We start from the raw sequence: 19,912 nt of genomic DNA, 5'->3' as shown, positions 1-19,912 counted from the left end.
TGGCAGTGGATCGCCGCATGGCCGTTGCAAGAGAGGCTATTCCATATCTATGAACTTTACCGATACCGCAATCCGCCTGGGATCGTCGCCGAGGCCTAGTGCGGTAGGGGTGATGGCATCGCGCAAGTCGAAATCTAGCTTCAGATTCTGGCCCGGCTGAGCCATCACCGGCAAACTAAGGGTTTGCTGAGCAGTGGCGGGAACGAAAACAAATTCTTGTGCCGGACCGTTATTGACCGAGATACGAACGCGCTGCCGGTGTTCTGGCGTCACCATCGCCTTCAAGGTAATCGTAACCCGCTTTGGTGCCGGCCTATTAGTCGAGAGCATGCATTGGAAACTGGCTTTTGGCGCATCCGTCCAGCGTCCATGTTCTTCAGGGCCGCTGAATCCGATAATGGATTCGGAAAGCCCCAGAGACTTGCGGAAATCCACATGCGCTTTGCAGGTGAAGTCGGATGCTTTGCTGGCGTCGATCTGGTATAGGTATAGATCGCTGCTGGAGGGGTTATATACTGTGGGCAGCATCAGCCGCTCACTCGCGTTCTTATTGTAGTTACGCTCGCCATTCGATAGGTAGGAACTGGAGAAAGTCAGTTTTCGGACGAGGGTAAAATTCTCACGGATCTCTTTGTTATAGGAGATGAAATAGATCTTTCCACCATGCGCGTCGGCAATGCCCTGCAGTTTCTGAAAAAGCGGTTCCATATCGATATTTTTTGATTTGGAATGCCGCAGCATAAAGAGTTGTCGTCCATAGGTCAGTCGCAGCGGCACTATGTGCCGGTCGTCCAGCTCGCTAGAGACCAGGATATCGTTACGGGTCAATAGACTGGCCAGTTCTTTGGCAAAGGCGGGATCCTCGCTTTCTTTGTGGCCGTATTGGGCGGCGGAAAACGCCAGGAAATAGACCAGCATCAATCCGGCCGCTCCGATTCCTACCCAGCGGCACCGATCATGCAGTTGCATGATCAATCCAGCCGATAGGATCAATCCCAGCGGCACCAGCTCCCCCGACAGATAACGACCGTAGTAATAGAGATAGGGCACATAGGGCTGAAGCAGCATCACCAACCATGCCAGGGCCGTGAAGGCAAACGCTATCTGGATCATCCCGGTGCGGGCGGCCCGCAGGAAAGGTGCCGCGAATAAAAGCAGCAGTCCAACGGGGCTGAGCATCATCATCAGGCGGTAGATGACGTGATAACGGATCAGCCAGGGATCTTCGTTCGTGGGGACAAAAAAGTTGAACGAGGGCACGGACCCAGTGCGGTAGAGGGCCAAGATCGACGGAATGGATAACAGAAAACCCGCCAACAGCAGCCAGGGAGACAGGGCCAAGCCTCTCTGCGCCAGCGTCGCCAGATGCGCGCCTGGTTTCGTGCCTCTAGGCCGCAACCAGGCCAGCAGGGCGACCGCCAAGGCCCCCATCACAGCGGCGGCGGACAATCCGATCAACACCTTCGGCATGGCCATGCTGTGGAAGATGTAATCGGCGATGCCAAAGAACAATTCTTTTTGATACACATAATAAAACAACAAGCTGAATCCGAAGGTAGCAACCAGGGCGGTGATAAATCCGACCGTCGCCCAGCGCTGGCGCGTCGGCCACAATGGCAATAGGCACGCCGCCGCCAGCAGCCCCAAGAAAGGCAAGTGCATCAGGAATTGTGGCCGCGTATAGAATAAGCCGTTAAAACAGAGCAAGGCGATCAGTAGGAACAGCCCTTGTTGACGCAGTCGGGTTTCGCGCACCCCGCGCAAGAAGAACAGATAACCGTTGATGGTAAAGGCAAAAGCCACCATCTCCGTCACGGGAAATTTCGAGAAGAATACAAGAGCCGGATTCACAGCCAGAAACGCCAAGACCAACAGCGCGGCGCGGCGATCCTTGAAGATTTCCAACGTCAATCTGTGGCCACCCGCTAGATATAAAGCGGTAAAGAACAGGAGGGAGAGCGTATGATTGCCTTCGCCAAACAAGAACCTGGCCGCCGCCATCCATAACGGGTGCATCGGGTAAAAGGCGATGCTCATCAACGACTGCGCCGGGTTGACCATCACCGGCCCCGCCATCGGCGACATATCGTACAAGGCTTTCAGATCGTCTGGCAGCAAAGCGCGAAACCCATCTACATAGAACAGACTTCGCGCGCGTAAAAATATCTCGGCCATGTTGGCATAAAGGCCTTGATCTTGTCCGCCCATTAAATGGGGGTAAAGATCGATGCGCAGCAGCAGTGCCAAGCCTAGGATAACCAGCAGCGCTGCGCTGGGTATCATGGGGGACAGGGCGATCCGCGCCCGAAATGCGGCCAGAGCAACAATGCTGAGAATGACGCCGCCGCCCAGCATCAACGGCACATCGAAAGAATCCGCCATCAGCAAGATCATCGCCACCAAACTGGCCATGCCCGCAGCCAGGGCCACGGCACCGTGGAAATCAAGTGTGGCGGCGGGGATATCGGCAGAGGTGACCGAGCGGCGGCTGTTGATCATGTGTGACGGCTTTCTAGGAAGTGTGGGACCTAAGGAGTGGTAGCCATTAGGTTGCGGAAGACTTAAATCCGCAATTCAAAGATTTTCAGGGGATCCAGCGTGTCGTCCAGTGGGAAATGATCGGGGGCCCCCCAGCGGGCCAGAGTGCTGGTAAAGCCGCGAGTCGCCTGTAATGCCGGGTTAAGTCGTGCCGTTTCTTGTCCCATCGCCACCAGCCGGTCGGCATAAGAGACGGGATCGAAGGTCGCCGCCGCCCATTGTGCGGCCCTACGCCCCATAGCCCGCCGTTCTTGAGGTGATTCGTACAGCACTTCCAATGTGCGCTGAAGTTCCAGCACTTCCGATTTGGGGTTGATCTTTTTTACGCAATCGTCAGGCAGGCTTTGATAAAAACCGACATCCATCACCACCACCGGTTTGGCATAGAGCATCGCTTCGATGGTGGAGGCTGAAGCGGCCTCCAGCGCCGGTAGACGCAGACAGCACACCACGTCCGCCTCGTCGATGGCCTGCATCAATGTCGCTTCGTTCACCTCTCCGGAGATTCTCAACGGCACTTTCAAGCTGGCCGCCAAACCGCGCAGGCGGGCTGACACGTCCGGCGCGATGACGCCGACAAGATGGTACGAGCTTTTGTGCCGCAGCGACTGGCTGATACCCAATGCGCGGATGACGCTTTCAGCCCTCTTATTGGGGTTGATATGGCCAAAGGTCAGTACCTGGAATTCCGCGAAACGCGGCGTGGGGTGAGTCTGGCCGCCGATAGCATCGTGCGAACCCCGATAGGGCAGGGGAACCACTTCCACCGGGCCGGGACAGGATTCCAATACGCGTTGCGCATCCCAGCCCGAGTGAGTGATGACGCCAGTGGCTTGGGCGGCGATCCATTCGGTCATCGGCGCGGTCTGGCGCGTGCTTTCTACGAATTCTGTCGGCGATCCAAATCTGAAGTAAGCAGCGGCGATATTGGGGCCGTACAGGGATTTCAAGATTTCCTCGGCGATCTTGCATCGGCCATCGGCCCAGGCCCAGAATAGGTTGCCCAGGAAGAAATCATGCAAGCATACGATGCCCGGAACCAGCGGCATCCACTCCAGACAGCCGCGATGGTAATGATAGTTGTCGCCGATCTGATAGACGATCATATCCGCCGCCCGTGTTGCCGCGTCGACTTTTTCCAGTTCGTCCCAGCGCATCACCTCACAGCCGTAATCGTGCATCGATGAATCCAGCAAGGACAAATCTTCTGAGCGCACGATGCCGATGGTGTGTCCCTGCTCCTTTAGGACGTTGACGATGATTCTGACCATGCGACCGATAGCAGAGGTGTTGCAGGCTGGCGTGAAGATCAGCAGTTTCATTGCAGCAGACTTTCGATGGTTCGGGGCCAGGTGATTCCCAGGCTGTTCCACAGCGTCTTGGCACTTGCTCCCAGATCACGGGCTCGGGCTGGCTGCGCTATGACCTGCGTCATTGCCTCGGCCAGAGTCTGGGGTTGTGGGGCCACCACCCAGCCGGTTTCCTGGTGTCGGGCCAGGCCCAGCACGCCGCCGGAATCGGTTGTGCTAATAATGGGCTTGCCTGCGCAAGCTGCTTCCATTGCCACATAGCTAAGACAGTCTTCGTCATATGGCAGACAGGCGCAGGCAGACGCGCCATTGACCAAGGCGGCGATCTCGGCGCGCGGCAGGAAACGGGCGTCGATGCGCAAGCGATCATCATTCAGCCCGAAGGTTTCGGCTAGCCGGGCCAGACGCTCTACATCCGCTGGCGAGTCCGCAGGGCCTGCGATAACAAGGCGGATGTTAGAAGAAGTCTGGGCCAATGCTTCTAACAGCAGATGCTGACGCTTCATGCCGTTGATACGGCCACCGGCAAAGATATAACCTTCCGCCTTGCCTCCGCAGAAAATCTCCGGATCGTTCAAGGGCTGCGGCAGCACTTGGGCATCCAGGCCGTTATAATGGTTCAGGCGTTTGCGCGTATTTTCCGACAAAGTAAAAACCTGACGGGATTCGCTGACGGCCTCGTTATCGGCATTGCGGATCAGGGAGCGGATATCTTCCCCCTCTTGCCCCGGCGGCAGGTTGCTTTGGCCGGCATCGTACAGGTCGTAGGCCTGACGGTATTGGTGCAGCAGCCATAGGGTTTTGTGCGGGTGGCGCACCAGGTAGGCAGGAAACTTTAAGGCGATGACCCGATCGACGTTCCATATCTCGAACGCCCGCGCCATCAACATTTGCGACGGGATACGCGTAGCCGGTGCCCATTGGAACGGCAGGCGCAGAACCTCGGACTGATGGCCAGCGGCGATCAGATTTTTCTGAAGATGGAGGGCCAGTTCCTCCGCCCCGCCCCACACGAAGGGCGCCATATTGTTAACAACCAGAACCTTCATCCCATCAGCCTTTCCAGCACATGCGGCCAGGAGATGTTCATCTCCCCTAGCCGTTCTTCCGCTGCCTTGCCCATGCGGCGTGTGGCGGCTCGGTCGAGATAGAATCTGTCCAGCGCTTCGGCAATCGCTTGGGGCGTGGGTTCGGTGATCAGGCCGTTGACGCCATCCTTGACCAGCTCTATCACGCCGCCCGAATCCGTGACAGTTAGGATTGCCTTGGCTGAATGACTGGATTCTAGGCTGGGATAGCCATAGGAATCCTCGTCCAGCGGCAAATAGGCGGTGGCCAGACTGTTGGCAAGGATATTCACTTTTTCTTCTTCGCTGATCCAACGATCTTCCAGAATCACCTTATCGTGCAGTTTGGAGCGGTTGATGGTCTGGCGCATTTCCTCGATATAAGGCTTAGATCCCGTGCCGCATAGGCGTATTTTTACAGCCGTCTTGGTGTGCTCCATTGCCTCGACCAGCAAATGTTGACGCTTGTGATGCTCAAAGCGGGACACATAGACCACCTCGTCATTGAACTCTTTGCAGGTAAACCGCTCAGGATTCAGGATGGGGGGATAAAGAATTTCGCTTTTGACCTGGTTGAAATGGGTTAGGCGGTCACTGACCACTTTTGAATTGGTGAATATTTTCCTGGCCTCCATCAGCGCCGCCGTGTCTGCGGCCCACAGCGCCTCGCGCAGGCCCAGATGCTTGGAATCCTCGGGAAAGTCACGATAGGGTGTGTCCCACAGATCGTAAAAAAGACGGATATGGTGGATGAACCAAAGAATTTTATGTGGATGTCGAATCATATGCGCTGGCGGACGGAAACAGATCACCCGATCGGCGGACGACAAATCGATCCAACGATAGGCAGCCATCTGAGGAAAAAGCACATCGGGCGCGTCGACCTGCGGCAGATATATCCTCTCCACCGTGTGTCCGGCGGCGCGAAGATGTTCCTCTAGCCATTCGACGATGTTGCGCGCACCGCCGAAGATGAACGGCACGAAAGAGGAAACCAAAGCAATTTTCATACGACTTTCAAAGCCTCCCCGCACATCGCCAGCGCATCCGCAACAGCGGCGGCGATGCGGACGATATGAGCCTGGGTCAGATTGCGGTGGGATGGCAGGTTGATGCCGCGACCGGCCCACAGATCGGCCACCGGATAGGGGGTGGAGTCTAGATATGGCGGCATCACATGCATGGGATAGAAGACGGGCCGCGTTTCGATGCCCGCCGCGTCCAGTGCCCTCATGATGGCATCGCGCTCGGTCTCACCGCCCCGACGCAGATAGACGGTATACATCCAATAGACATGCTCGCATTCCGCCCGCTGTTGCGGCAGAACGATCATGTCTTCCAGCGGTGCCAATGCTTCCGTGTACCAGGCCGCCAGTTGTCGGCGTTCGGATAGAACGGTCTCGATCTGCTCCAGCTGAGCCAGGCCCAGAGCGGCCTCGATATTGGTCATGCGGTAATTGTAGCCGACCACCGGGAACCAGTAACGACGCTGCGAATCCATGCCCTGGCCACGCAACAGGCGGATGCGCGCGGCCAGCTCGTCATCATCTGTGGTGACCATGCCGCCTTCGCCGGTCGTGATCAGCTTGTTGCCAAAGAAGCTGAAGGTGGCGCAGGTGGCCAGCGTACCGACCTTACGTCCATGATAGGTCGCGCCGTGGGCCTCGGCCGCGTCCTCGACCACCCACAGGCCGTGCTGCCTTGCGATGTCGTTGATCGCCTCCATCTCGGCCGGATGGCCATAAAGGTGGACAGGCAGAATGCCGCGAGTATTGGGCGTCAGCTTGGCTTCGATTTGGGTGGGATCGATATTCATCGTGTCGGGGCAGACATCCACCAGAATAGGCGTCGCCCCGCAATAGCGCACCGCGTTGGCGGTGGCAATGTAAGTGACCGTTGGCACCAGCACTTCGTCGCCCGGCTTCAAGCCCAGCGCCACCAGGGCCACATGCAAGGCGGTAGTGCCGTTATTGGTGGCGATGGCGTGCTTTGCGCCGCAGAACGCGGCAAATGCCTGTTCAAACGCGGTGATGTATTTGCCGTTCGAGGAAATCCAGGTGCTATCCAAACAGTCCAGCACATATTCGCGTTCCCGTCCGGCCAGCTTTGGCTCGGCAACGAAAATTCTCTCCATCCTTTAAGGTCCTTTCTTGTCTGTCGCGCCATTGGCCACGCGCGCAGGGACACCCATGGCCGTGACGCCATCGGGTATGTCGCGGATCACCACAGAGCCGGCACCGATCACTGTTCCCGCCCCAATGCGCACACCGGGGATAACTTTACAACCCACTCCAAGGAAGGTCGACTCTCCCACCTGGACATTCCCGGCGAGGGCGCATTGCGGGGCTATATGGGCTGTAACTCCGATGCGGCAGTCATGATCCACGCTGGCACCGGTATTAAGAATGACAAGGTCCTCAATCACCGACTCGGCATTGACGACCACGCCTGCCATCACCGCCACCCCTGTACCCAAGCGGCAGGAAGGTGACAGAACGGCCCTCGGGCTTACGGCGCTGACGAGGATAAAGCCAATTTTTCGCGCCTCATCAGCCATACGGCGACGCATGACATTGGAACCGATGGCAACGAATGCGTGTCGATACCCCTTGGCAAAAAGCCGGGCCAGATGTTCGTCCCCCGCCAAAACCGGTACGTCTAGACAGTGATCGGCAATATCTGCAGCTCCGCCGACGCAAAAGGCCACGCGACGACCCATGGCCTGAAATAACTCGATCACTACCTTGGCGTGCCCTCCGGCGCCGATCAGGATCACATCTTCGGACATAAGATGTCAGCTCCTCTGCCAGACCGAAGCGTCCGGCCGTGCAAAGAGGAGATTGACGGAATACACGTCCAGAAGTTTGTGATAGGGCCAAGATTCCAGGTTGCCTGTCTGCTCGTTAATAACGCGATAGATCAGCCCCAGATCGGCGAAACGGGCAAGCCAATCCGATGGCATGTGACCAACGCGCCGCAAATGCGAGGGGCCAAATTCCACCACCAGCACGATTTCCGGATTGGCCTCGATCAGCGTTCGCGCACCTTCCAAAACATCCAGCTCTGCGCCCTCTGCATCGATCTTGATCATGTCGGCTTTCTGGCCCGGTTCGATGACTTGATCCAGGCGCATGGTCGGCACCTCCACCGGTGCCACACCGGCCTTTTCCTCATCCGGCAACGGGAACAGGGAATGGTGACCGCTGATGGAGCCAAGAAACAGCGGACGTGATTCCGCCCGATTCGACACTGCTGCATTGTGGATTTCCACCAGCGAGGACAGATTGTTCAACTCGACTGATTTACGCAGCAGGGAACATGTCAGCGGAAAAGGTTCGAATGCGATGACGCGGCCATGGTCTTTTAAGACTCTCGCTGCTGCTATGGTGTGCAGTCCCAGATGGGCACCGACATCAATGAAGGTTTCACCCGGTTGCAGTATTCGTTGAATTGCCAGACGGGTGCCGTGTTCCAGCTCTCCTGTCTCGGCCAGGGCACATAGCACCACCGGATCATGCGCCGAGCAGAAGACATAGCCAACCTGCGTGCGCACCAATATCTGATCCGGTCCGCAATTCACCGCAACTCGGTTCCCCGGCCTATAGCCCAGCTTGTCCAACTGGCTTAAATGCCAGATCAGCTGTTGATCGCGGTCGATCTCTTCCCCCTCAACTGACGTGACGGACGGGGGTATGGGAAGATTGGGAGGGCGAGGCAGCGCGGACGAGGTGTTCTGGCCCTGCATCGGTTCAGCGGACGGAGTATTGTCCTTCGTTTGGATGGCGATTTCCAACTGGGTGAAGGAAATATCGGCATTTTCCCACAGAGCCTTCTTTAGCTCATAAATCTCTCGCCGCATTTCATCGGTATGAGCGGCCAGTTGGCCAGCTAGAAACAGATATTGTTTGTTAATGGTTATCTGGCACCAGACGGCGCGCAGTTTCCGGATAACGCGTCTCAATAAGGCGACCGCGAAGGTCCGCATCATCCGATTGCGTACGCGGCGCAAAAAACTCTGGCCTTTGCGCCATACCTTGCCGCTCAGCGACCTGACGCTCTTATATTTGATATACAACCAACCAAGCAGGGCTGTTTGCCACCCTGGTCGTGGCTTCTTATTAGGGCGGCAGATATGTCCCGGGGGGCATGGCGGGAGGCCAGGTTGTCCTTGTCGCAAGGCCGCTGCCTGCAACAGAGACGTCTTGGCCGCTAGTGCGATGTCCAGATTCTTGCGTAGTTGCTGGGGACGGGTCATCTCTCAACCAAAACTGAATGCGGAAAGCCGCAGAAGGCCTCTGTCCGCGCCAGGACAATAAATATCCGTCGCCAAAGCCGAGCGAATGCTAAAAGATGATCGTAAGTCTGTCAAGATTGGAGGAAATTGCCGCTGCCGCTCGCCATGAGACGGGGAACACGGTCAATGCAGCTAAAGCTAAGATTTGGCTGGGGGACTAGGATTCGAACCTAGGTAAACGGAGTCAGAGTCCGTTGTCCTACCGCTAGACGATCCCCCAGCACGGCGGCGAAGGTTAGCACCAAAAGACAGGTCAGGCCAAGAGGGATTGAAACCACTCGGGGATCGGCCCACAGCGCCGCTTACCTCTTGTTTCTCAATGCCCCTTAGCTGGGGCGGCACGGGTAGGGATATCGGGAAAGGATTTTTCGAAACGGCCCCAATCGCTCGAATCCAGCGCCGCGCGCACGTGTAATCGGCCGGTTTTCGTCACACGCTGGCTTTGTACCTGGCCATGGCGATGCAGCCAAGCCAGAGTCGCGCCGCCATCGGCCGTCAAGGTCAGGATGCGTTCATGTCGGCTGGCAAACAGCTTGTTTGTCATCAAGGCATAAAGTCGGTCCATCCCCTCGCCCGATAAGGCCGACACAGCCACCATCCCGGCCCCAGGCTCCGTCTGGCCATCGGCGGCGGCAGAGGCGACGGCGTTATGGCGGTCGCATTCCAGGTTCAGGCGGCGATGGTCATCCAAGGGCAGATTGTCGGCCTTGTTCAACACCTCGATCACCCGATCGGAATCCGCCGCGATGCCCAGCGCCGCCAAGACCTGCTGAACATCATGGCGCTGCAGGCCGCTGTCGGGATGGGCGATATCGCGCACATGCAAGATGATGTCGGCGTCTTGCACCTCTTCCAAGGTCGCGTGAAAGGCCTCGACCAATTGCGTGGGCAGATCGCTGATAAAGCCCACCGTGTCGGATAGCAAGGCGCGGTGTCCCCCCGGCAAATCGAAGGCGCGTAAAGTGGGATCCAATGTGGCGAACAGCAGATTCTCGGCCCGCACCTGCGCGCCGGTCAGGCGATTGAACAAAGTCGATTTTCCGGCATTGGTATAACCGGCCAGAGCCACCAAAGGCCATGCGCGGCGGCGTCGAGTCTGACGCTGGAGGGCGCGGCGTTGGCGCGCCTCGTGCAATTCGCGCTGAATGGTCAGGATACGTTGACCGATCAAACGACGGTCAATCTCGAGCTGGGATTCGCCAGGGCCGCCCAAAAATCCAAAGCCGCCGCGCTGACGTTCCAAATGCGTCCACGAACGCACCAGGCGGGATTTTTGGTACAGCAGCGCGGCCAGCTCCACCTGAAGCTGGCCTTCTCGCGTGCGGGCGCGTGCGCCGAAAATCTCCAGAATAAGGCCGGTGCGATCCACCACCTTGCACATCAGTGCCCGTTCCAAATTGCGTTGCTGAACGGGCGAAAGGGCGTGATCGAAGATCAGCAGATCTGCCTTGGCCTCGGCCACCGCCGCCTTTAGGCGATCGACGGTCCCCGCGCCCAGGAACGTCCCGGGATGCGGCCTGTCCACAGCCACCGCCTCGACGCCTACGACATTCAAATGGATCGCCACGGCCAAACCCGCCGCCTCGTTCATCCGCGCCTGAGCCGAACGCTGATGCCCTGACGCATCTTCGCGCATGGGACACAGGATCCATGCGTGACCAGTGCAGGATTCCTCGGGCAAATCTATGTCAGGCGTCGATGCTCTCGGTATTGTCATGCGTCTCGAATAAGTCCACGGGGTGGCCAGGCATAACCGTGGAGATAGCATGCTTGTACACCAGTTGCAAATGGCCGTCGCGGCGCAACAATACGCAAAAAGCATCGAACCATGTGACAACGCCTTGTAATTTCACGCCATTAGCCAGAAAGACCGTTAGAGGAACTTTGTGTTTGCGCATATGGTTCAAAAAGACATCCTGTACACTTTGACCTTTGTCTGGCATCTACACCCTCCGTTTGGGAAATATCAGGGCGCAACATGCGCACCGTCATCGTCCAGTCTGTACAACTGGCCTAGAAGCATTCTCAAAAGATTCGGACTTTGAATTCAAGTGCTTTTCGTCAAGCTGGAAGCCCGTCAGCACACGATATAGCGCCCCATCGACATCAGGTCTAACCGGAAGTTGAACGCGCAGATTCTCCTGATGACCGGAAAGGGCCTCCTCCCCATCAAGATGCATGCTCAGATTGTATTGGGTCTTGGCGATCACAGTGCCATGCGGATCGACCACAGCGATAATGAATGGAGCGTCCAGATGACGATCCTGTCCCTTAGCCTGATGCCGGGCGACAAAATCCAATGCAAAGCGAACGTCCAGAGATTCATCCTCATATCGACAAGGCTGTGCCTGCACCGCGACCATGCTCAGCACGGGAATCGCTGGATCTGGTTTGGCGGATTCGGGCGGAGTCTGCGCCAATGGGCGCAAAATGGCGACTTGCGGACAGCCGCGTCCGGCGCGGATCTCCTTGTCATCCGACCAGAGGCTGCCACTGCACGCGGTCACCAGGCACAACAAACCCAGCAGGACACCGGCCCGCTTGATCAGGCCAGGCATCCTGTTTCCCGTCCGACGCAGAGCAAGCCTGTCGAACAAGGCTATTTGACTTTGCCTTCCTTGAACTCGACATGCTTACGCACGACGGGGTCATATTTGCGCAAGGTCAGCTTCTCAACCTTTTTCGGGTTCTTGCGTGCGACCTTGAAATACCCACTGGCCGTGCTGTTCATACGGATAGCGGTTTTAACCTTAGCCATGACTTCCCCTCACTTTAACGTGTCTCCCTTGTAATGACACCCGAGGCACCCTGTCAAGATTTCCAGCTGAATGTTCCCATGTTTTAACCGTTTTCTTAACCTTCCTCTGCTTAGATTCTGTCGAGTTGGGCTTGTGGCGAGGCGTATCCCGAGGGGAGAGGGAAGATAAGATGAAGCGCACCCCCTATTTTGCAAGGCGGCGTGACAACGGTTCCCGAGGGTTCATCTTGGGGCCGATTTTGTATGTTTTGGGCCTTATTGGCGTGGCCACCGGGGTGTTGTTCGGCGGGTATTCACAGGTGTTGCGCTCGGGAATAACGGTCTCGAACGAGACGGCGGCCCGCAATCAGCTGTTCATGGCCGGTCAAGCTCTCCGTACCGCGCCACCATCGACAATACCACCTATGCCCAGCCCGTGTTGTTGCCGCCGGCCCTTTTGGCCTTTGGCAGCGCGGATGCCGCCAAGCTGCCTTCGGGCTATGCGGCCATCAGCGGCGGCGGTTCGCCCACGGAAACCGGCGTGTTGGAAGTGTCCTCGGGGGCGCGGCAACTGGATCCGTGGGGACGCTATTACCTGTATTGCCGCTGGCAGCAAAATCTGGCCGATAGCGCGATGCCCGTCATCAAGCTGATCTCGGCGGGCGCGGATGGCACGGTGCAGACCAACTGCGCCCAAAGCGCGACTCCCTCTGGCGACGATCGGACGGAGTATCTATCGGTGGCCATTGCGCGTGAGCGGGCCAATGTGTGGCGGGTGGACAACGCGAACAAAGTGACCTTTGGCAACAGCAGCAATGCGGTCAGCGTGCAAGACACCGGCGACATCTCGGCGCGCAATCTGACTCTTTCGGGGACTCTGACGGGTGCGGGGATGAGCGCCAGCAGCCTGGTCCTGACCACGGCCTTGCCGATCACCAGCGGCGGCACGGGATCCGGCAATGCCAATGGCGCGCTGAGCAATCTGGGCGGCACCGTCGTGGGCAAGGACGTGTTCACCGCCGCCACCCAAGGCACGGCGCAAGACGCGCTGGGAGCCAGCGCAACGGGCAAGAGCGTATTCACGGCGGCCAGCCAAGACGCGGCGCAAGGCGCGTTGGGAGCCACCGCGACAGGCAAGGGCGTGTTCACGGCGGCCAGTCAAGACGCGGCGCAAGGCGCATTGGGAGCCACCGCGACAGGCAAGGGCGTGTTCACGGCGGCCAGCCAAGACGCGGCGCAAGGCGCATTGGGAGCCACCGCGACGGGCAAGAGCGTGTTCATGGCGGCCAGTCAAGACGCGGCGCAAGGCGCATTGGGAGCCACAGCGACGGGCAAGAGCCTGTTCACGGCGGCCAGCGCGGCGGCGGGACGCACGGCCTTGAGCCTGGGCACCATCGCCACGCAAGACGCCAACGCCGTGGCGATCACCGGCGGCACGATCAGCGGGGTGACTCTTTCGGGCAGCACGATCACGGGAGATGTCAGCGGCAATGCGGGCAATGTGACCGGCACGGTGGCCATCGCCAATGGCGGCACCGGGGCGACGACCGCCGCCACCGCGCGCTCCAATCTGGGCACCAACGACGCCGCCAATCTGACCGCCGGAACCGTGGCCACCGCGCGTTTGGGCAGCGGCACCGCCAACAGCACCACCTATCTGCGCGGTGACAGCACCTGGCAGAGCATATCCGCCACCACCAATACTCTCAGCCAAGGCAACACCAGCATCACCGCCACCGACACCGGCGCAGACGGCACGCTGACCTTCGTCACGGAAGGCACCACACGGATGACCGTTAACCCATCTGGCGTCTTTAATGTCGTGGGCAATGCCACCATCGGCGGTACATTCAGCGCCACGGGAGGAATCAGCGGCACCAATATCAGCGGCGGCACCATCAGCAACAGCAGCCTCGTCCTGCCCGTCGGCTCTGCCGCTGCACCGTCGTTGTCCTTCACCAGCGACTCCAACACCGGCATCTATTCCCCCAATGCGGATGCCGTCGCCATATCCACAGGCGGAACGGCGCGCATGACAGTAGACTCGACGGGGCTGTCTCTTGGCGCCGTGGACGGCACAAGTGAAGGCGCGCAAGTCGCTTGGAATAGATCCAATGGTACCTATTCAAATTGGACGACGGACGTCTATCAAAATGCGTTCCGTATCACGACGTCGGATGCCAATTCCAACCAAGTCCAGATACTCAACGCCGGTGCAGGAACCGCCGGCCTCTATGTCGAGGGCAAACTCGGCGTAGGAAATAACAACCCCAGCAGCACATTGGACGTCACAGGCACGCTCAACGTCACGGGCGGCATCACCGGCAATGTAACGGGCAACGTGACGGGCAATGTCACCGGCAATGTGACGGGCACGGCGGCCAATGTGACCGGCACGGTGGCCATCGCCAATGGCGGCACCGGCGCGACCACGGCAGCCACCGCGCGCTCCAATCTAGGAACCAACGATGCCGCCAACCTGACCACCGGAACCATGGCCACCGCCCGTCTGGGAAGCGGCACTGCCAACACCACCACCTATCTGCGCGGCGACAGCACCTGGCAACCCCTCTCCGTCAATGCCATCAGCCAAGGCAACACCAGCATCACCGCCACCGACACCGGCGCCGACGGCACGCTGACCTTCGTCACGGAAGGCACCACACGGATGACCATCGGCAATGCCGGCCTGGTCAGCATCACCGGAGAACGCCTGGATATTGGAGACGCCACCGCTTACAACCTGTTCGTTGGCTATGGGGCGGGGGCTGCGAATTCAGGCAGCAACAGCAACACGGCAGTTGGCGTTCAGGCGCTCTACTCCAACACCACGGGCTACTACAATACCGCGCTGGGCGGTGAGGCTCTCCAAGCCAACACCACGGGTAATAACAATACCGCGCTGGGCTATCGGGCGCTCAAAGCCAACACTGCCAGCAATAACATCGCTGTGGGCGAGGAGGCCCTTACCGCCAACACTACGGGTGCCAACAACATCGCCCTAGGTAATGAGGCACTCACCCATAACACCACGGGCAGTGCCAACACTGCCGTGGGCAATTACGCGCTCTTCACCAACACCACCGGAGACCAGAACGTAGCACTGGGCTTTTGGGCGCTCAAATCCAACACTACGGCCACCAATAACGTTGCTGTTGGCTATGGCGCGCTCGCCGACAACACCACGGGTCAATACAACACCGCGCTGGGCTATAACACGGCAGGAACACTGAACACGGGGTCTCGGAACCTCCTCATCGGATATAACGCCAATGTGCCGGCGGCAGACACCAGCGATTATCTGAATATCGGCAACGCGATCACAGGGAATCTGTCGACCGGCGCTGTCACCATCGCGGGCGTATTAACCGCTACGGGAGGCATCACCGGCAATGTGACGGGCAATGTGACCGGCACGGCGGGTAATGTGACCGGCACGGTGGCGGTTGCCAATGGCGGCACCGGGGCGACGGACGCCGCCACCGCGCGCTCTAATCTAGGAACCAACGATGCCGCCAATCTAACCACCGGAACCATGGCCACCGCCCGCCTAGGCAGCGGCACCGCCAACAGCACCACCTATCTGCGCGGCGACAGCACCTGGCAACCCCTCTCCGTCAATGCCATCAGCCAAGGCAATACCAGCATCACCGCCACCGACACCGGCGCGGACGGCACGCTGACCTTCGTCACGGAGGGCTCCACACAGATGACCATCGCCAATACGGGCCTGGTCAGCATCGCCGGACCACGCCTTGGGATCGGGAGCGTCGCCACCTTTGGTACATTTGTCGGCTATAGCGCGGGAGCTTCGAGTTCTAACACAAACAACGTCGCCGTCGGCTATAACGCTCTCAACGCCAACGTTACCGGAGTCCAAAACACAGCGCTGGGCTTTCGGACGCTCCAAGTCAACACAGCATCGAGTGGCACAGCACTGGGCTATATGGCGCTCGCCGCCAACACTACGGGCATCGCAAACACTGCTGTGGGTGCTTCTGCTCTCACCTCAAACATTACGGGCAACAGCAACACTGCTGTGGGTAATTACGCGCTGTGGGCCAACACCGGATACTCGAATACCGCCGTAGGTGATTACGCGCTCAAAGACAACACCACGGGTACCGCCGGCGTCGCAATGGGCGTTAGCGCGCTCCAAGGCAACACCACGGGCTACTACAATACCGCGCTGGGCTTTGAGGCGCTCCAAGCCAACACCACGGGTAATAACAACACCGCTCTTGGCTATCAGGCGCTCAAAGCCAACTCAACATCCGATAGCACCGCACTGGGCTATCAGGCGCTCAAAGCCAACACCACGGGCGACGGCAACACTGCTGTGGGCACTTCCGCGCTCGCCGCCAACACCTCGGGTCCCGGCAACACCGCAGTGGGCTATCAGGCGCTCGCCGTCAACACCACAGGCTTCCACAATACCGCGCTGGGCAAATTAGCGCTCCAAGCCAACACCACGGGCTCCCTCAATACCGCGCTGGGCAAAGAGACGCTCCAATCCAACACCACGGGCACTAATAACACCGCTGTGGGCGGTGGGGCCCTCTTCTTCAACACCACGGGAACTCAGAACACAGCGCTGGGCACTTACGCGCTCGTATCCAACACCACGGGCCACTACAATACCGCTGTGGGCAGTGATGCCCTCTTCTTCAACGCCACGGGAACTCAGAACACCGCTCTTGGCTATCAGGCGCTCAAAGCCAACACAGCATCGGGTGGCACCGCACTGGGCTATCGGGCGCTTTACGCCAACACCACTGGTACCTCTAACACCGCTGTGGGTAATTCCGCGCTCATCACCAACACCACGGGGGCCAGCAACACTGCCTTGGGTAATGTTGCGCTCGCCGTCAACACCGCGGGCGGCTCAAACACTGCAGTGGGCTATACGGCGCTCGCCGCCAATACCACGGGCAACAACAACACAGCGCTGGGCTATAACACGGCAGCAACACTGAGCACAGGATCTAACAACATCCTCATCGGATATAACGTAAATGTGCCGGCGGCAGACACCAGCGATTATCTGAATATCGGAGGCGCGATCACGGGGAATCTGTCGACCGGCGCTGTCACCATCGCGGGCGTATTAACCGCCACGGGCGGCGTCAGCGGCAATGTGACCGGCACGGCGGCCAATGTGACCGGCACGGTGGCCGTTGCCAATGGCGGCACCGGGGCGACGGACGCCGCCACCGCGCGCTCTAATCTAGGAACCAACGATGCCGCCAATCTGACCGCCGGAACCATGGCCACCGCCCGCCTGGGCAGCGGCACCGCCAACAGCACCACCTATCTGCGCGGCGACAGCACCTGGCAACCCCTCTCCGTCAATGCCATCAGCCAAGGCAATACCAGCATCACCGCCACCGACACCGGCGCCGACGGCACGCTGACCTTCGTCACGGAGGGCACCACACAGATGACCATCGCCAATACGGGCCTGGTCAGCATCACCGGAAACCGCCTGAATATTGGAAATGTCACCGATTACAACCTGTTCGTTGGCTATGGGGCGGGGGCTGCGAATTCAGGCGGCGACAACATGGCCGTCGGCCTTCAGGCCCTCGCCGCCAACACCTCGGGTGCCCACAACACTGCTGTGGGCAATTACGCGCTCTACGCCAGCACCACCGGATTCCAGAACACAGCACTGGGTGGTGATGCGCTCACCACAAATACCATGGGTAGCGACAACACCGCGCTGGGCTATACGGCGCTCAGAAATAACACCACGGGCACCGCAAACACTACAGTGGGCTCTGGAGCGCTCAGAGCCAACACCACGGGCGGCGGGAACATCGCCGTTGGCATTAGCGCGCTTATCACAAACTCAACGGGAGGATATAACACCGCCATCGGATCTAGCGCGCTCTACTCCAACACCACGGGCGGCTCAAACACTGCAGTGGGTGCTTACGCGATCTCCGCCAAAACCACGGGCAACAACAACACCGCGCTGGGCTATAACACGGGTGCAACACTGACCACAGGATCTAACAACATTGTCATCGGATATAACGTCAATGTGCCGGCGGCAGACACCAGCGATTATCTGAATATCGGCAACACAATCAGGGGCAATCTGTCAACCGGCTATATTGGTATTGGTATTGCTGCAACCACCCCAAGTTATAGATTGGAAGTCAACGGCACAGCCTATGCCATCGGCGCGGCGGGAGCGTTATCGGATATGCGGCATAAGAAAAATATTCATTCCCTGGACCAGGGCCTGTCCGCCGTCGAGCGCTTGCGGCCGGTGACCTTCGAATGGAAGGATCCCAAGGATGGGGGCATGAAGGGCGAGCAGATCGGCTTCATCGCCCAGGAAGTCGAAAAAGTCCTTCCCGGTGTGGTGCTGACCAACGAGGACGCCGAGCAAACCAAGGGCCTCAAATACAACGAACTCATCCCCGTCCTGACCAAAGCCATCCAAGAGCTGAAGGCCGCCAAAGACAATGCCGATGCCAAAAACGCCGCACTCGAAGCACGGCTTCGAAAACTTGAAGAGCGGATGGACGCAACGCCACCTACGCATCACTAGCTTTCCAGAATCCTGGGTGAAGTGGCGGACCCGGCGGGATTCGAACCCACGACCTCTGCCTTCGGAGGGCAGCACTCTATCCAGCTGAGCTACGGGTCCGTATGACGCGACTGAGTCATGACGCGACAATATCCGGCCTAACACACATAAAACCCAGCGCCATGAGGCCAAAGATCGCGGGCCGTCGAAGATGGTCGGAGCGGCGGGATTCGAACCCACGGCCCCCAGTCCCCCAGACTGATGCGCTACCAGACTGCGCTACGCTCCGCCCCAGCCTTCGACGTGCCCACAATGCCGCGTGATCGTGCAGAAAACAAGGGCAAAGTGAGGTGTGTGCGCGGACATTCATTCTCGGGCAAACAACGGGATGATGTTATGTGTATGATGGAAGGGTTGTGGGTAAAAGACGTCATGAAAGGACGATACCGATGCATCCCAGCGACATATTGTTTTGGCCCTCGGGCAACCGGCTCGGTCTGTGGACCTTCGCTGGGCGCGAGATTGGGCGCTTCTTGAAGGTGCCGGTGCAAACCGTGCTTGCCCCTGCCTTAAACACCTTGCTGTTCTGTGTCGTCTTTTTCGTCATCATGCAGCACGGCGCGCGTCAGATTCACGGCGTGGACGTGCTGACCTTCCTGGCGCCTGGCCTGGTGATGATGGCCGTGGCGCAAAACGCTTTTGCCAATACATCCAGCTCGCTCATCCTATCCAAGATGCAGACCAACATCACCGATGTGTTGATGGCCCCCTTGTCGGCGGCTGATTTGCTGGCCGGATTCGCTTTGGGCGGCGTGGTGCGCGGCCTGGTCGTGGGCGCGGCCACCATCGTGGCGTTGCTGCCTTTGGTCGTCATGCCTTCGGCCCAGCCCGGGTTGGCGCTGGCTCATCTGTTGCTGGGTTCGGCCTTTTTGGCCCTGCTGGGGCTGGCTTCGGGCATCTGGGCCGATAAGTTCGATCAACTGGCCGCCATCAATAATTTCGTCGTCATGCCCGCGACGTTCCTGTCCGGGACTTTCTTCACATTAGAGCAACTTCCCGCCGAGTGGCGCTGGCTGTGCCTGGGAAATCCATTCTTTTACATGATCGACGGTTTCCGCCAGGGCGTGTTAGGGCATGGCGACAGCGACCCGGCTTTGGGCCTTTTCATCATGCTGACGGTGACATTGGCTCTTGGGTTCTTGTGTTGGCGGATGTTGGCCACAGGCTATAAATTGCGCGGATAAAGCAAGTTTATGGAAAGGAACTTGTCCCCCATGATTTGGCCCAGAATGGCAGGGAGCATGTTCTTTCTTCGTTTGAAATGAGTAGGCCGATGAAGAAACGACTTATGGAAGAACCGATACTCTCTGCGACCGCCTTACATGCTCTGCGTGTAGAAGTCGTTCAATCAAGGCGCGTGATTTT

At 58.7% G+C, this 19,912-nt stretch carries 13 protein-coding genes and 3 tRNA genes; 2 read left to right on the top strand and 14 right to left on the bottom strand.

Going from position 1 to position 19,912, the window contains the following annotated elements; translation table 11 throughout:
• Window positions 1–36: 36 nt before the first annotated feature.
• The 12 genes from IPI58_03900 to rpmG all read right to left on the bottom strand — a co-directional run bounded on the left by IPI58_03900 (window position 37) and on the right by rpmG (window position 11,967).
• Complete coding sequence (locus IPI58_03900) at window positions 37–2,499, bottom strand: hypothetical protein (protein ID QQR69799.1); 2,463 nt, start codon at window positions 2,497–2,499, stop codon at window positions 37–39.
• 62 nt (window positions 2,500–2,561) lie between these two features.
• A complete protein-coding gene (locus IPI58_03895; GenBank protein QQR69798.1) occupies window positions 2,562–3,860 on the bottom strand; it encodes a glycosyltransferase in 1,299 nt (432 codons plus the stop codon).
• Window positions 3,857–4,897: a glycosyltransferase family 4 protein gene (locus tag IPI58_03890; protein QQR69797.1), complete on the bottom strand. Its 1,041-nt coding sequence runs from the start codon at window positions 4,895–4,897 to the stop codon at window positions 3,857–3,859. The genes IPI58_03895 and IPI58_03890 overlap by 4 nt, the downstream gene beginning before the upstream one ends.
• Window positions 4,894–5,925, bottom strand: a complete 1,032-nt coding sequence (locus IPI58_03885; protein QQR69796.1) for a glycosyltransferase family 4 protein — start codon at window positions 5,923–5,925, stop codon at window positions 4,894–4,896. Before IPI58_03885 ends, IPI58_03890 begins: the two co-directional genes overlap by 4 nt.
• Complete coding sequence (locus tag IPI58_03880) at window positions 5,922–7,049, bottom strand: DegT/DnrJ/EryC1/StrS family aminotransferase (GenBank protein ID QQR69795.1); 1,128 nt, start codon at window positions 7,047–7,049, stop codon at window positions 5,922–5,924. Before IPI58_03880 ends, IPI58_03885 begins: the two co-directional genes overlap by 4 nt.
• A gap of 3 nt (window positions 7,050–7,052) precedes the next feature.
• The gene (locus IPI58_03875) at window positions 7,053–7,703 is read right to left on the bottom strand and encodes an acetyltransferase (GenBank protein ID QQR69794.1); all 651 of its coding nucleotides are present in this window, start codon (window positions 7,701–7,703) and stop codon (window positions 7,053–7,055) included.
• Between the two features lie 6 nt (window positions 7,704–7,709).
• Window positions 7,710–8,876 (bottom strand): FkbM family methyltransferase, encoded by a 1,167-nt coding sequence (locus tag IPI58_03870; GenBank protein ID QQR69793.1) that lies wholly within the window; start codon window positions 8,874–8,876, stop codon window positions 7,710–7,712.
• Window positions 8,877–9,355: 479 nt separating this feature from the next.
• Window positions 9,356–9,429: transfer RNA gene (locus tag IPI58_03865), tRNA-Gln, on the bottom strand.
• 96 nt (window positions 9,430–9,525) lie between these two features.
• A complete protein-coding gene (gene hflX, locus IPI58_03860) occupies window positions 9,526–10,845 on the bottom strand; it encodes a GTPase HflX (protein QQR69792.1) in 1,320 nt (439 codons plus the stop codon).
• Between the two features lie 52 nt (window positions 10,846–10,897).
• On the bottom strand, window positions 10,898–11,152 hold the full coding sequence (gene hfq / locus IPI58_03855) for an RNA chaperone Hfq (GenBank protein ID QQR69791.1): 255 nt from the start codon (window positions 11,150–11,152) through the stop codon (window positions 10,898–10,900).
• Between the two features lie 45 nt (window positions 11,153–11,197).
• A complete protein-coding gene (locus IPI58_03850) occupies window positions 11,198–11,767 on the bottom strand; it encodes a hypothetical protein (GenBank protein ID QQR69790.1) in 570 nt (189 codons plus the stop codon).
• A gap of 41 nt (window positions 11,768–11,808) precedes the next feature.
• Window positions 11,809–11,967, bottom strand: a complete 159-nt coding sequence (gene rpmG / locus IPI58_03845) for a 50S ribosomal protein L33 (protein ID QQR69789.1) — start codon at window positions 11,965–11,967, stop codon at window positions 11,809–11,811.
• A 415-nt stretch (window positions 11,968–12,382) separates the two neighbouring features.
• On the opposite strand from rpmG, the gene IPI58_03840 reads away from it, so the two are divergent.
• Window positions 12,383–18,508, top strand: a complete 6,126-nt coding sequence (locus IPI58_03840) for a tail fiber domain-containing protein (GenBank protein QQR69788.1) — start codon at window positions 12,383–12,385, stop codon at window positions 18,506–18,508.
• Between the two features lie 22 nt (window positions 18,509–18,530).
• Here IPI58_03840 and IPI58_03835 read toward each other — a convergent pair.
• Together IPI58_03835 and IPI58_03830 are read right to left on the bottom strand one after the other, a co-directional pair.
• Window positions 18,531–18,607: transfer RNA gene (locus IPI58_03835), tRNA-Arg, on the bottom strand.
• Between the two features lie 92 nt (window positions 18,608–18,699).
• Window positions 18,700–18,776 (bottom strand) — tRNA-Pro (locus IPI58_03830).
• Between the two features lie 160 nt (window positions 18,777–18,936).
• On the opposite strand from IPI58_03830, the gene IPI58_03825 reads away from it, so the two are divergent.
• Window positions 18,937–19,731 carry an ABC transporter permease gene (locus IPI58_03825; protein ID QQR69787.1) on the top strand — a complete coding sequence of 265 codons (795 nt, stop codon included), beginning with the start codon at window positions 18,937–18,939 and terminating at the stop codon, window positions 19,729–19,731.
• Window positions 19,732–19,912: the final 181 nt, after the last annotated feature.

This window comes from Alphaproteobacteria bacterium (assembly GCA_016699305.1).
Lineage (GTDB): Bacteria > Pseudomonadota > Alphaproteobacteria.
This window is presented reverse-complemented; position numbering and strand designations above follow the sequence as displayed.

Bases quoted from the DNA above. Each gene is read 5' to 3' on its own strand.
- hflX (QQR69792.1), bottom strand. From the start codon at position 10,845: ATGCGCGAAGATGCGTCAGGGCATCAGCGTTCGGCTCAGGCGCGGATG.
- rpmG (QQR69789.1), bottom strand. From the start codon at position 11,967: ATGGCTAAGGTTAAAACCGCTATCCGTATGAACAGCACGGCCAGTGGG.
- IPI58_03885 (QQR69796.1), bottom strand. From the start codon at position 5,925: ATGAAAATTGCTTTGGTTTCCTCTTTCGTGCCGTTCATCTTCGGCGGT.
- IPI58_03850 (QQR69790.1), bottom strand. From the start codon at position 11,767: ATGCCTGGCCTGATCAAGCGGGCCGGTGTCCTGCTGGGTTTGTTGTGC.
- IPI58_03880 (QQR69795.1), bottom strand. From the start codon at position 7,049: ATGGAGAGAATTTTCGTTGCCGAGCCAAAGCTGGCCGGACGGGAACGC.
- hfq (QQR69791.1), bottom strand. From the start codon at position 11,152: ATGCCAGACAAAGGTCAAAGTGTACAGGATGTCTTTTTGAACCATATG.
- IPI58_03875 (QQR69794.1), bottom strand. From the start codon at position 7,703: ATGTCCGAAGATGTGATCCTGATCGGCGCCGGAGGGCACGCCAAGGTA.
- IPI58_03890 (QQR69797.1), bottom strand. From the start codon at position 4,897: ATGAAGGTTCTGGTTGTTAACAATATGGCGCCCTTCGTGTGGGGCGGG.
- IPI58_03900 (QQR69799.1), bottom strand. From the start codon at position 2,499: ATGATCAACAGCCGCCGCTCGGTCACCTCTGCCGATATCCCCGCCGCC.
- IPI58_03895 (QQR69798.1), bottom strand. From the start codon at position 3,860: ATGAAACTGCTGATCTTCACGCCAGCCTGCAACACCTCTGCTATCGGT.
- IPI58_03825 (QQR69787.1), top strand. From the start codon at position 18,937: ATGCATCCCAGCGACATATTGTTTTGGCCCTCGGGCAACCGGCTCGGT.